We start from the raw sequence: 14,341 nt of genomic DNA on the forward strand, positions 1-14,341 counted from the left end.
TGTGTTCTTTAAAAATTATTTTTTGATTATCAATCACTTCTTGAATAATGACCTGTAAATTTCTTAGCAAGATTCGGATTAAAATAACTGTCTCGCGTTAATCGCTGCAAATGCACCACCTGACACTGCTCATACGCACAATCAACTTCAAGCAAACCATGACGCACTTTATCCCCTTCTGTCCCTTGCATACAATAAAATCTTTTTGCTAAAAAATGACCCAGCGCTGCATTAAAATGATCAAGCGATGTCCACAAATGCCCTAAATCATTGGGTGCTTTTCCCTGCATTACACTTCCTTCTCTTTTTGTCTTTTTACTTTTTCTTAGAAAAAGGAGAATTTTTCTCCGTCCCCTTTAAAAGACCAGGAAATGTTAGTTCGCGCCCCAGAAGTCCAGGTAATCGACCCCCTAAATGACCCTTTCCAATCTGATTTTGCAGTTTTGAGAATTGAATTGAATCAAGTTCTGATAAATCGGGTATAGTATCAGGAGCTTTCATATCACCAAATCCCGTTTTGGAACCGAACTTCCCTAACATTTTCTCCATAAAACCGCCTGTATTTTTCCCTCTCATAGCTTTTACCATATCAGCCATTTGGCGGTGTATTTTTAAAAGCTTATTAATATCTGCTGCACTTGTCCCCGACCCCTTAGCAATTCTTTGTTTACGACTATGTTTTAAAATCTCAGGACTAGCGCGCTCTGCATGTGTCATAGATGAAATAATTGCTAATTGCCGATTAAAAAGACGATCATCAAAACCTGCTGCTGCAATTTGATTCTTCACCTTACTTAACCCTGGCATCATACCCATAATACCCCCCATTCCACCCAGTTTTTTCATTTTATGCAACTGTTCGGCAAAATCATTAAGGTCAAATTTTCCGGCTTGCATTTTTTTCGCAAAAGCCGCCACTTTTTCACGATCAATTGTTTCAGCAGCCTTTTCAACCAAAGAAACAATATCACCCATACCGAGGATACGATCTGCAATACGACCGGGATGAAACTCTTCTAGAGCATCCATCTTTTCACCAGTTCCGATTGCTTTAATCGGCTTGCCTGTCACTGCACGCATTGAAAGAGCAGCTCCACCACGCCCATCACTTTCCATACGTGTTAAAATAATTCCTGTAATTCCTATACGCTCATCAAAAGAACGGGCAAGATTAACCGCATCTTGACCAGTAAGACTATCGGCCACCAACATAATTTCATAAGGTTGCGAAGCTGCTTTAATTTCTTTTAATTCAAGCATAAGTGCTTCATCAATATGGTTACGTCCTGCTGCATCAAGAAGCACAACATCATATCCCCCTAATTTAGCAGCTTGCACTGCACGCGCAGAAATATCGACAGGAGATTGATCAGGAATAATCGGTAAACTCGGAACTTGCACTTGCTCCCCTAATTGACGGAGCTGCTCTTGCGCCGCAGGACGACGTGTGTCCAATGATGCTATTAAAACTTTTTTATTATGTTTGTCTCTTAAACGCTTTGCAAGTTTTGCTGTTGTTGTTGTTTTCCCCGATCCTTGTAGACCAACCAGCATAATAACAACGGGTGCCGGCGCATTGAGATCACTTAAAACACCTTCTCCCCCAAGCATATGAACCAGTTCATCATGAACAATTTTCACAACCATTTGACCGGGTTTAATGGACTTAACAATTGCAGTCCCAACGGCTTTCTCACGAACTCTATCGGTAAAAGAACGAACAACATCTAAAGCAACATCAGCCTCTAACAGAGCACGACGAATTTCGCGCAGCGCTGTTGTTATATCCTTATCTGATAAAACGCCACGTCCCGTTAAATTAGATAAAATGGAACCAAGACGTTCTTGCAAAGTTTCAAACATCATTTACCTCATTGCTTCATAACAAACAAATCAACATAGCACCCGAGGACGCAACGCGTTGTCGGATGTTGACCTCTGGGATCTTTTTATACCATAACAGGGTCCCAGGCGGTGGCTCCAAATTAATCTTGTCATTGAATGCTGTTTCTTTCAAACAACAAAAACCTTTCTTTGTCAAGATATATCACACAGCACCTTATTTATATGAAAACTAAAATAAAAATCACTTATATCTGCGCAGAAGTTCCACGCTCAACACGCACGAAATTACCCGTTTCTTGTTCCATACTCCATAATTCACCATTTGCAATGTCAAACCAAGCACCGTGTATTGTCAAAAGTCCTTGATCTTTACGAGCCTTTAACCATGGAAATGTTTCCAAATTCTGCAATGAATAACGAATAGAAAGTCGTTCTAATGCAGTCTGTCGCTCTAAAGGAGTGATCAATTTATTCTCGGTTACTTCTTCTGCAGCAGGAGCCAAAAGACTCACCCATCGACCAATAAAATCATTTGATGATAAAGATGTGCATTTTCCATTAAGGACATTATTAATTCCCCCGCAATGCGCATGCCCCAAAATAACAACATGCTTAACTTTCAGCACTTGCACTGCAAATTCAATAGCCGCTGATGTTGCATGATATTGATAATCAGGCGAAAAAGGAGGAACTAAATTGGCGACATTACGCACCACAAAAATTTCACCAGGATTCGCATCAAAAATAATTTCTGGTATCGCGCGCGAATCACAACACGCAATCAATAAAGTTTCAGGTTTCTGTCCTTCCACTGCTAATTGCCAATAACGTTCCACTTTATGCGTAAAATGATTCGTTATAAAAGATTGATAACCGCTTAAAAATTTTTCTGGTAAACATGTCATAATATATTTACTTTCATTATACACTTTTAAAATATGCTCTTACCCTGCAATAAAATTAATGAAAATATTCTTGTTACGCACAAGATGTACTTTCTTAAAACAACCAGACACTTCTTACGAAGTAGAAAATAATTTTATTCTAGCAACAACAAATAACTATTCACTTCAAAAGGAAGATGTTACAGTATAAAAATGGCATAAGGACCTGCTCTTAGGATTTAAAGAAAAGGTTGCCACAATGAATAAAGGGAGGATGATTGTGTCAACACAAACAGCACTAAATCTAAAGAGCACTGAAAATAAAATAGAACAAATTCTTTTTTCTCATACTGATAAAGAAGATATTGCTTTCTATAAGCAAGATGAACTTCACAAAGCTACAAATGTAGCCATCGAAGCATTTAAGTCCCACCAGCCTGGTAAAAGTACAATTTGTTTTGAGCACGCTTTAACGCGTCATGATAAATCTATAACTGTTATTACACTTGTTAATGATAACAAACCTTTTCTTCTTGATTCTATATTGCATGTTTTTAAACAGCAAATAAATCACATTTATTTAATCGCACATCCTGTTCTTGAATGTGACTCTGGACAACGTATCAGCTTGATGCAAATCCACATTGAATCATTAAACAAAGAAAAGACAAAAAAGCTTAAAGATGAAATCACTCTCGTTCTTGAACAGGCCAATGCGGCTGTACAAGACTGGAAACCGATGCTTGAAGAAGTCAAGAAGCATATTCATACCTATCAAACAAATCTTCCACCGAACTACCAAAATGAAGGGGTAAAAGCCATTGAATTTCTTGAATGGCTTATGGACAATAATTTCATCTTCCTTGGAATGCGGACCTATGACTTTACCAAAGGCCAAGAACCCAAAAAAGCCTTTAAAACCGGTAGTATTGAGCTAGGTATTCTCACTGATGCTTCTATTCGCATTATTGGTGATGCGAGCGTAGAAGAACGCCCCAAAGAAGTCTTATCTTTTATGGAAAGTGACAATTTGCTTATTGTTACAAAAGCCAACAGCCGCTCAAAAATCCACCGTCCTGTTTGGTTAGATTATATCGGTCTTAAGATTTTTGATAAAGAAGGGTATCTATGTGGAGAATTACGTATTGTTGGGTTGTTTACATCCTCAGCCTATACGCACTCTATTCTGCAAATTCCGTTTTTAAAAGAAAAAGCGAAGACAATTATTCAACGCCTTGGATATAATCAGACCGACTATTCTGGAAAAGCATTGATGAGTGTCTTAGAAACCTACCCAAGAGATGAAATGTTTCGCTCTGATGTCGATACATTGACAGAAAATGCAGAGCTTATCATGCAATTGGATGAACGTCCGCGCTTACGGGTCCTTGCTCACACTGATCCTTTTGGACGTTTTGTTTCGATTCTTGTCTATGTACCGCGTGATCAATATAGTAGTAATATCCGCGAAAAAATTGGACTATATCTTGTTGAAACCTATAAAGGTGATTTCTTTGAATCTTATCCACTTTTCTTAGAAAGTACGCTTATCCGCGTTCACTACATTATCCATCGTAAAGGAAGTCACAGTGCTCCTGTCATTGAGCGTACCACACTTGAACATCATATTCGCTCTATAACCCAAAATTGGGAAGATAGCATCCAAGCCATAGCTCTTATTCATAAAGCAACAGACCAACAAATATCTTTAGCCAGTGACTTTCCTAATAGCTATCGTGATTTATTTTCAGCTGAAGATGCTATTAAAGATGCTGACCATATCTTAAGCCTTAATAGCGAAAAACCTCTTTTCGTTACTTTTTACCGCGCCCACAATAAAGAGAAACACAATATTTCTCTGCGACTTTTTCATCGTAACGAAGCCCTTGCCCTTTCCAAACGTGTACCCCTTCTTGAAAATATGGGCTTTCGGGTTATTGCTGAACAGACGTTGGAGCTCCCAGACGGCTATGGGCATTCTGTATATCTTCATGATATGCAATTGGAAAGTGATTTCCAACTCGATATTGATCTCGATAAAAATGCACAAAAGCATGCTGAAACATTTGAAGCCGTTTGGGAACAAAATGCGGACAATGATGCTTTTAATGCCTTGACACAAACAGCTCAACTCGACTGGCGCGAAATTGTTATTTTGCGTCATTATGGACGCTATCTCCAACAAACTGGAATTCCTTATTCACAAAAACGCGTTGCTCAAACTTTAAACGCTTATCCTGAAATTACTAAAGATCTTTATGCTTTATTTCATTTGAAATTTCATCAAAGCCATAAAGAAAAAGAACGACTCAACAATGAAGAAATCATTCAGCAACGCATTGAAGAAAAATTGCAGAAAGTGCCAAGTTTGGATGATGATCTTATTTTGCGTCGTTATCGTAATCTCATTGTTGCAAGCTTACGAACGAATGCCTATTCTCCTCTTCCTGATGGAAGCCCACGACGTATCATAGCAACAAAATTAAATCCACGCCAAATTGAAGGCTTACCTGAACCACGTCCTTATCGAGAAATTTTTGTTTATGGACCTGAAGTTGAGGGTGTCCATTTACGCTTTGGTCCTATCGCCCGTGGTGGTATTCGTTGGTCTGACCGTGCATTAGACTATCGTACTGAAATATTAGATCTCGTTAAAGCTCAACAAGTCAAAAACGCCGTTATTGTTCCTGTGGGTGCGAAAGGTGGATTTTTCCCTCATCGCCTTCCTCAAACCAATGATCGTGCCGTTATAACAGAAGCAGCACGGCAAGCTTACACAAACTACATTACGGCACTCCTTTCGATTACTGATAACCTGATCGATGGTAAGATACACCCGCCTCAAAATGTCATTTGTCACGATGGCGATGATCCTTATTTTGTCGTTGCTGCCGATAAAGGTACTGCAACCTTTTCTGATACCGCTAATGCTATTAGCCAAGCAAATAATTTTTGGCTTGACGATGCTTTTGCATCCGGAGGATCCGCAGGATATGATCATAAAGCAATTGGTATTACAGCTAAAGGTGCATGGGAAGCTGTAAAAAGACATTTTCGAGAATCATTTAATCACGATATTCAAACAACCCCCTTCACCTGTATTGGAGTTGGTGATATGTCGGGAGATGTTTTTGGGAATGGAATGTTACTGTCTCAACAAACAAAGCTTATTGCTGCCTTTGATCATCGCGATATTTTCATCGATCCCGAACCAGACATAGCAGCAAGTTATGCAGAGCGTATGCGCCTCTTCCAACTTCCTCGTTCAAGCTGGCAAGACTATAATCAAACAAAACTCTCAAAAGGGGGCGGTATTTTCTCACGAACTGCCAAAACAATCACTCTTTCTCCTGAAGCAGCACAAGCTATTGGTTTTGAAAAGCAAACAGGAACACCCTTTGAAATTATTTCAGCCATTTTAAAAGCCCCTGTAGATCTTTTATGGTTTGGTGGTATTGGAACCTATATTCGTGCAACAACCGAAACGGATACTCAAGTCGGCGATCGCACCAACGATTCCATTCGCATCACCGGTGAACAAGTGCGCGCAAAAGTTATCGGTGAAGGAGCAAACCTCGGTCTTACACAACGCGGTCGGATTGAATATGTTTTAAACGGCGGACGCTGTAATACCGACGCCATTGATAATTCTGCAGGTGTTAATTGTTCTGATCTTGAAGTTAATATTAAAATTGTTCTTGCCTCAGCTCTACGCACAAAAAAACTGACTCGTGAAGCCCGTAATGAGTTGTTGAAACAAATGACCCCACAAGTTGAGCAATTGGTTTTGCGTAATAATTATTTGCAACCGCTTTCGCTTTCCTTAGCTGAAAAACGAAGTGTTATTGATTTACCTTATCAAATACGTTTTATGCATGATTTAGAACAGAAAAAACTTCTAGATCGTAGAGTTGAAATTCTCCCCAATGAGCAAATTTTACGTCAAAGAATGAGCCAAAATCAAGGACTTATCCGCCAAGAGCTTGCAGTTATTTTAGCTTATGCTAAATTAACTCTACAAGAAGAAATTGCAAACAATCCAATTGTTGACAATTGTTATTTCGATACAACCTTGTTGAATTATTTTCCAACTCAACTTCAACAAAATTTTAAAAAGGAAATCATTGAACACCAATTACGTCGTGATATTATTGCAACTCTTATTGCTAATGATATTGTGAACCGCGGTGGACCTACTTTTGTTAATCACTTGCAAGATATAACAGGTCAAAAAACTGAAAACATTATTCGTGTGTTTATTATCATCCGAGATAGTTTTGAAATTCCTCGGCTTTCGAGCCAAATTGATAATCTTGATAATAAAATACCAGGATTGAATCAAAATAAATTCTATGCAGCAATCACTTCAATGCTTTTTGAAGCAACCAATTGGGGCTTGCGCAATATGGATCTCTCAGTGCCATTAGAAGAGCTTGTGCAAACAATTAAAACAGCGCGTAGCCTGATTGAAAAAAAGCTTCTGCACGCCAATGATCAAGATATCAGTCAAAAAATTGAAGAAAAAGCAACACAATACAATGAAGAAGGAGCTCCAAAAGCTTTAGCAAGACAATTAGCTCTTTTAGATGTTGCTCCAATGATCTGTGATATTTCTTTGATTGCAGAACAAAGCAAAAGTGATCTTATGAAAACTGCAGAAATCTATTTTTCACTTGCTCAGGTTATTCGTATAAATCGTATCAATGAAGCAAGCCAAACAATTCCTATTGTCGATTATTACGATGGTATGGCCTTAAGTGAAGCTAAAGAAAACATCGCTGATAGCTTGCGACAAATCGTTATAAAAATCTTAAAAAATTATAATGAAAAAAATGATTCTCTAGCAGCTTGGATAAAATCTGATGAAGATCAAATTCACAATACCATCAACCGCGTTCATGCACTCATTGAAGGTGATCTCAATGTTTCTCGCTTTACTTTTACAGCAAGTATGATTGCCCAACTTAAAAATACTGCTTTTCAAACTTAAAACATTCACGATCAACCTTAGAAAAGATTTTATTGATCTCCTTGTAGATTAAGTGCAAGGAGATATATGCGCTGTTGTTTGCTTTTGAAAAAAGAGAACAAAAATAAAATACGGAAATGATGAGCATTATCGTCACTCATCCTAAAAATATGACGCATATCAACAAGCCATACTCATAGTGAAGCAAGCAGAAAAAGGACTGTGCTCATCTCATTTCTTGATTGTTCTTTTTTCCATAAAAATGATCATACTTTTTTGGATGTTTTGTTATCGTATTGTTTGGTATAATTTCTTTAATTCAAATTTCTCTTTTTAAGAATAATTTTCAGAATCCATACAATTCACAATTTCGTATTGCAGGCAGTAGGAACACCAAAAATATGTTGTAACATATTGTCAAACCATTCGCACAAAACGTGACCATAAAGTGAATAACCTTCTAAATGTGCAGAAGCAGATTGGGCGCCTTTTTTAGTCAATTCTTGAGCTGAATGTTTCAACCAATGTTGTATCATTACACGCGTTAATTCAGGATGAAATTGTAAACCCCATGCATTTTTTCCATAATGAAAAGCTTGTGTCGGATAAGTTTGACCTGTTGCCAAAAGAACAGCTTCTTTAGGCAAATCATAGATGCCCTCATTATGTAAATGATAGACCATTTTTGGCCAATTCATAAGGGTCTTTCCCTGCAAAGTCCCCTCTAACGGATACCAACCAATTTCTACACTTTTATCACTTTTTGCAGCAACACGCCCGCCTAAATTTTTTGCGAGCATCTGTGCTCCAAGACAAATCCCTAAAAAAGGTTTATTGTCTTTCAAAGATAATGAAATCCAATCAATTTCCTCATGAATATATGCATCCTTATCATTCACACTCATCGGACCACCTAAAATGACAACACCAGCGTGATGTTTCAATGTTTTAGGAAGTTTCTGTCCTAAAATAGGATAATAAAAATCAAGAGCAAAACCATTTCTTTGTAAAAATTGCCCTAAAAAACCAGTCTGTGAAAATTGGCGATGCAAAACAACTGCAATTTTTAGTTTACCGTTTCTTTGTTTTCTATCAAGATATGTTTTCGCTAAAAGCATATTTTAACCAATCATTTTTATAATCAGATTTCATTTCATTTGAGAATAAATAAGAACCTTATTTTTATCAAAAATGTCTACAACACCTCTAAAATAATTGAAATTTCTCTCTTGGCAAAGAACTTTCTTCTTCTGCTTCTTCATTCTCTAAATCTTCAACATTTAAAGGTATCTGATCGACTTTTTTTCTATTCTGTTTTTTTGTGCGCGACTTTAATAAAAAAGCAGGCCCTATCGATGATTTTTCTTCAAAGGATTTATTTTTAATAACTTCTTTTTCATCCACAACGCCTTTTTTGCATTCTCTTTTCAGCATCACGTTATCGACTTCTAATGTTATAGGAGAACAACGGGGAGGTACTTTCCATTCACAACGACCTAATCGACCACTGATTGGAGAAACGATCAACCAAGAAGAAAAGAAAGAACCATCACACGCCCATGCTGGATCAAGTTCTGCTCGTAATGCTAAAGACAACCATTGACGACTCCCTTGACCATTACCTTTTGCTTCTTCAATATCTGCTAATAATAAATAAACGCTTTCACGCGGATGATAAGTGAGTGCTTTTTGTGCGTACTCTCTTGCTAATTCCAATTCGCCTGCATCCAAAGCAGCTTTTGCAACAATAAAAGCTGATTCAAATATTTCTTTATTATAAGAAGCAAGTGTTTTAGCTCTTTTCAAACGGCCAACTGCGCTTTCTTCTCTCCTAAGATAAAGTGCTCCCAAATCAGGATGAGGATTTTCCTGCCAAGCTTTAATAATTATTTTATCAGCTTTACGAACTTCTTTTAATTGATAAAGGATATCAACCATAAGCACCGTTATTGGTACAAAATCAGGCATCAACTTATGGGCCTTTAAAATAGCTTTACGTGCTCCTGCGAGCTGAGTCTCCGTAAGGTGAAGTGCTAACCCACTTAATAGAAGAGCATGGGTATACTTACGCTCTGAAGTACAATGCTCAGAACGTGGCAAAGCTCTTTGCGCTCGATAAAAAACATCAAGCGCTTTATTCCACTGACCCTCAGCACTTAATCGATCAAGGACAAATTGTTGAGCCCATAAAAGCGCTGGTGACAAATCGAGTGCCTCTTCTGCATAGTGCTGTGCGACATCATAGGCTTTTGTATTCATAGCTTCACGAAACAAACCATAAAGCCCAGCAAGCTTTGTCGATTCATCTTTTTGCATCTCTTCATAAAGCGCAATAGCCTTCATAGAGTTTTTTTGCAAAGATAAGATTTGAGCCCTTAAAAGCTTTATCAATGGTTCATAATCTTTTATAAGATATTTTAATGCACGTCTTTCCATTTTTTGTGCAGCCGCGTAATCACCTGCAAAAGCAGCAAGCAGACCTTGCGTAAGAGCTTTGCGACCACATTCTTGGTAACGTCCCGAAAAAAAGCTGTATAAAGTTCTAGGAATGGAAAAAATAATTCTAAAAAACTTCCATAAAAAAACTAATACCATCAACAGGATAACAATCCCACTAATAATCGTAAGCAATGAGACAGTAAATCGCATCTGCAAAAATGTTATGACCAAGAAACTATTATTATTGGCACCCCAGCTAAAAACTGCACCGATCACACAAACGACAAAAATATAAATAAAAATACGTATCATTTTTGATCCTATTTACATTTTTGCAGCTTCGGAAGTTTCTTTTGGCATTCCAATCAACAACTGTTGAAGAACGTGCTGGACAGCAAGATGTCGTTTAAGTTGATCAATAAAATCTACCGAAATATCTTTAGCATTTTGAGGTAAAGTTTGCCATTCAGCTAAAGCTTTTTCATAATCTCCAGCTTGAATAGAAACTTCCATCCGTGCCACAATTGCAGGCACTGTTGTCCCTTCAACATATCCAATTGGACGCGAAACAATAAAACTTTTTATCCATATCTCAATCTTCTTTAAAAAATCAGCATCCGATGCAAGACTATTTTGCGTCCCAACAATTTTATCTGCAACATAAGCAAAATCAGCTGAAAGCTTTGCAGAGCTTGGAAGACCAGTATGCGCTGTTTTCTGTAACAAATCCAATCCTTCAACAGAAGATGAAAAATGTTGTACTGTTTCCAACTCACGCACATAAGATCCACCACGATCTATAGCGTTTTTTAATGCATTGACTGCAACAAACCGTGCAGTATTTATCCCATTTTTTTCGCTATTTTGAGTGAATATTTCTTTTTGGACAGTATCTAACTGTTGTTTTAAAGTAATAATATCGTTTTTATTACTTTCTCCAACAAATAAAGCTGTCTTTACATCTTCTGATATTCTCATTAAAGTCTGTATATTCTTTTCGAAAGCATCTACTTTTTTTTCTAAGAGTGCAAGAGATTTGCTTCTCTCTTTTTGAAAAGATTCATCTTCTTGAAAAGCTTCAACCTGTTGTGATGAAAAAGAAGAAAACTCTCTCTTCAATACATCAAACTGTTGAAGCATATGATTCAACTGTTTCTCTGTTTCTTCTGCTTTTTCTTTTGCATGCCTAGTAATCTGAAGATTTTTTTCTTCTTCCAAATGATCAACCACTAAAAAAGATGGAAGAAAACCTGCTCTTTGCAGACCTACCCAAAGACTGATAGTTATAAGACCACAAATAATCCCTGAAACCATTAAAGAAGTAAAAGCAACACCACTTACAGTCTTGCGCTCAACATCGCTTTGCTTTGTTATTATCGGCTCTTTTGAGTGTTGTGTTTCTTGTTCTGAGTCATGAGCTATAATTTCAGATTTAACAACAGATGCCTTAGATGCCTTAGAACTTTTTAATTTTTCTTTTGATCTTGAAGAATTTACCATAATGATCACTTTTTTTACCACATGCTTTTTTACAATACGATATCAAAATGAAAAAAACTTTAAAAATTAGATGTTTTTCGAATAACATCCTTTTTTGCAGAGGGCTTCTTATGAACAGTGTATGATAAGGACAAATAAAATCTTTTCAAATTTCTCTTACTCAAGATCCTTTTTTAAAATAAAAATAATGAATATGTTTAGTCTTATAATATTTTACAAACAATAATGAAATAATTGAGAATGGAAATTCTTAAAAGACACAAAAATATAAACACCCAAATTGAAAAAATGCTTCTCATAGTATATACGAGAAAATCCTCTAGAAGCATACTGTATGATATTTTCATGAGTATAATCAAACGCTATGCACTCTTTAAAACGCCCTCCGTAACTTCATTATTTTTAAAATAATTCAGCTTCATTTACGAACGTTCCTTCCTATAAATTTATCCAGTACAATCTTAAAACGCTCTAAAATCGTTTTTCCCCTTTTATTTCCGATATATTCTTCACAATGTTAAAATATAAGGTAGACAATATTTACCTCTACCATAGATGAACATTCTGATAAACAGTTCCTATTGTGCAAATGTTTTTTATTTTTATATATTCCCAATGAAAAAACTATGCTAAGCGTGAAGCTATTATCCAAAGGTATTTAAATGTGATAAAAAGGGCATTTTGGTATAGCTACCGTATTTTTTTTAACGCAGTGAGTCATTATTTTCGTGATAATGGGAGTGCCTTTGCGAGTCATGTTGCACTTTCGGGACTTTTAGCGTTTTTTCCTTTTTTTATTTTCGGGACATCTCTTGCTAGTTTTCTTGGAGCATTTACATATACACCGCAAAAAATTGAAGCACTTGTACAATTGTTGCCGGATGCAATTGCAGAACCTCTTTCTAAAGAAATCATTACTGTCCTCACCACACAACGGGGAGATTTATTAACACTTTCAGTTATTGGAGCCGCTTATTTTGCTTCAAATGGTGTGGGTGCTTTGCGTACAGCATTAAATAAAGCTTACCGTGTTATTGATCGACGCAGCTTGTTTTTTTGTCGTTTTCAAAGTTTATTTTTCGTCATTATTGGGACAGTAGGTCTTGTTGTTATTAGCTTTTTATTGGTTTTAGCACCTTTACTGATTAAAATTATGCAAAACCACTCTTCTCAGATTACTGAATATATTGGCATAATTCGTTTATGGCGTTATATAATTGCGATAGTTGTTCTTTTTACGAGTCTTTTAATTGTTCACAAATGGTTGCCAGCGGGACAGCGAAAAGTAAGAGATATTTTACCAGGTATTTTAGTGACAATATTTGTTTGGTTTTTAACTTCTATTGCCTTTGCCCAATATTTAACAATGTTTAATTATGCTTCTACTTACGCAGGATTAACTTCTATTATGGTTGCAATTATTTTTCTGTATATCTTAAGTGCAATTTTTATTTTAGGAGGAGAAATAAATGCAGCAATTATATTTTATCGTGATCATGCACAACGCACAGATCCATTAAAGTCATTCTCTATTGATTGAATGCAAAAGACAAACACAAAAAACGCCTATCATTTTCGGAAATGGAATTGATACTCATTTTCTAAAATCCGGAATTGATCATAATATAAAACTTTTATCAGCTTGAAATATTGATTGTAACCAACTGTTTGTTTTCTCCTAAAAATCCCTTATCGTGAGAGCGATTTTCACTGTAAACCTCATTAGATAACAAAATTTAAATGATAATCATAAACGAAGCTCATTTGTACAAATATAACTTCTTTGAGCGCGTGAAATACAAATTCTGCAGCCTAAATGAATGTGCTTCATCAATGAGGTATTTTCTTATCGAAAGTGTGATTGGTCAAACTGTTAAGAATAAACAATCTTTAGAAATAAAGCTATCTAACAGGTGAACCTTGCCTTTTTTATTGCAAAAATATACCTGCTTTATGCATGAGTTCTAGATTTAATCGCACTCCATTTAAAATTTAATTATGAAAGTTATAAATTCTCTTCAATAACGGCTTTTATAAGCGCTTTTGCATCATCATCAGCCCATGGAGCAGCGCCATTAAACGAAGCAATAAGATAACCATCTTTATTTATGAGAAATGTGATAGGCAAACCTAAAGCGAGTCCTTTTTTTCTAATATCCTGAAAAATATTCATTGTATTATCCCGATAATAAACTAAATTATCAGCATGAGCATCATTTAAAAACTTTTGAATTTTTTCAGCAGAAGTATTTTTATCAATATTAATAGCTATAACATCAAAATTATTTCCCCCCATATCACATTTTAATCGTGCTAATTCTGGCATTTCTGCGCGACAAGGTGCGCACCAAACAGCCCATAAATTGACGAGTATTGGTTTTCCCCTAAATTCAGACAAATTATGATCTTTTCCCTCAATATCTTTAAAAGACAATTGGTTCATATCATAAAGAGTATCGGCAAATCGTATATGTGTAAAAAAGCCCTTTGCTGCTTTTTTAATTGCTCCTATTTTTTCCGTCTGTTGCTTATTGATATCTGTTTCTTGAGCTCTTGCCTCTGAAATAAAATTTGGAAAGAATGCTCTTCTGTTGTTATTTTGATTAATTGTTGTGTATAAACTTAAAACAATCATAAAAAACATAAGAAAATATTGTGTTTTTTTATTCTTATTTTTTCGGCTGATAAAAATTTTATGAATCAT

9 protein-coding genes are annotated in these 14,341 nt (G+C 36.2%); 2 read left to right on the forward strand and 7 right to left on the reverse strand.

Features of this window, described 5'->3' with window-relative positions:
- Positions 1 to 29: 29 nt before the first annotated feature.
- The 3 genes from Bra60_RS06260 to Bra60_RS06270 all read right to left on the reverse strand — a co-directional run bounded on the left by Bra60_RS06260 (position 30) and on the right by Bra60_RS06270 (position 2,750).
- A complete protein-coding gene (locus Bra60_RS06260) occupies positions 30 to 290 on the reverse strand; it encodes a hypothetical protein (RefSeq protein ID WP_078688956.1) in 261 nt (86 codons plus the stop codon).
- 25 nt (positions 291 to 315) lie between these two features.
- Positions 316 to 1,863 (reverse strand): signal recognition particle protein, encoded by a 1,548-nt coding sequence (gene ffh, locus Bra60_RS06265; protein ID WP_078688957.1) that lies wholly within the window; start codon positions 1,861 to 1,863, stop codon positions 316 to 318.
- A gap of 227 nt (positions 1,864 to 2,090) precedes the next feature.
- The gene (locus Bra60_RS06270; protein ID WP_078688958.1) at positions 2,091 to 2,750 is read right to left on the reverse strand and encodes a carbonic anhydrase; all 660 of its coding nucleotides are present in this window, start codon (positions 2,748 to 2,750) and stop codon (positions 2,091 to 2,093) included.
- Between the two features lie 238 nt (positions 2,751 to 2,988).
- On the opposite strand from Bra60_RS06270, the gene Bra60_RS06275 reads away from it, so the two are divergent.
- Positions 2,989 to 7,719 (forward strand): NAD-glutamate dehydrogenase, encoded by a 4,731-nt coding sequence (locus Bra60_RS06275; protein WP_236823917.1) that lies wholly within the window; start codon positions 2,989 to 2,991, stop codon positions 7,717 to 7,719.
- A gap of 341 nt (positions 7,720 to 8,060) precedes the next feature.
- Here the strand turns inward: Bra60_RS06275 and Bra60_RS06280 are convergent, their stop codons facing one another.
- The 3 genes from Bra60_RS06280 to Bra60_RS06290 all read right to left on the reverse strand — a co-directional run bounded on the left by Bra60_RS06280 (position 8,061) and on the right by Bra60_RS06290 (position 11,637).
- Positions 8,061 to 8,816, reverse strand: coding sequence for a glutamine amidotransferase (locus tag Bra60_RS06280; RefSeq protein ID WP_078698162.1), 756 nt, complete (start codon positions 8,814 to 8,816; stop codon positions 8,061 to 8,063).
- Positions 8,817 to 8,904: 88 nt separating this feature from the next.
- Positions 8,905 to 10,449 carry a heme biosynthesis protein HemY gene (locus tag Bra60_RS06285; RefSeq protein WP_078698163.1) on the reverse strand — a complete coding sequence of 515 codons (1,545 nt, stop codon included), beginning with the start codon at positions 10,447 to 10,449 and terminating at the stop codon, positions 8,905 to 8,907.
- Positions 10,450 to 10,461: 12 nt separating this feature from the next.
- The gene (locus Bra60_RS06290) at positions 10,462 to 11,637 is read right to left on the reverse strand and encodes a COG4223 family protein (protein ID WP_078698164.1); all 1,176 of its coding nucleotides are present in this window, start codon (positions 11,635 to 11,637) and stop codon (positions 10,462 to 10,464) included.
- 664 nt (positions 11,638 to 12,301) lie between these two features.
- On the opposite strand from Bra60_RS06290, the gene Bra60_RS06295 reads away from it, so the two are divergent.
- Positions 12,302 to 13,177 (forward strand): YihY/virulence factor BrkB family protein, encoded by an 876-nt coding sequence (locus tag Bra60_RS06295; RefSeq protein WP_035006466.1) that lies wholly within the window; start codon positions 12,302 to 12,304, stop codon positions 13,175 to 13,177.
- A 465-nt stretch (positions 13,178 to 13,642) separates the two neighbouring features.
- Here the strand turns inward: Bra60_RS06295 and Bra60_RS06300 are convergent, their stop codons facing one another.
- The gene (locus tag Bra60_RS06300) at positions 13,643 to 14,341 is read right to left on the reverse strand and encodes a TlpA disulfide reductase family protein (RefSeq protein ID WP_078688963.1); all 699 of its coding nucleotides are present in this window, start codon (positions 14,339 to 14,341) and stop codon (positions 13,643 to 13,645) included.

This window comes from Bartonella sp. Raccoon60, from assembly GCF_002022585.1.
Taxonomy (GTDB): Bacteria; Pseudomonadota; Alphaproteobacteria; order Rhizobiales; family Rhizobiaceae; genus Bartonella; species Bartonella rochalimae.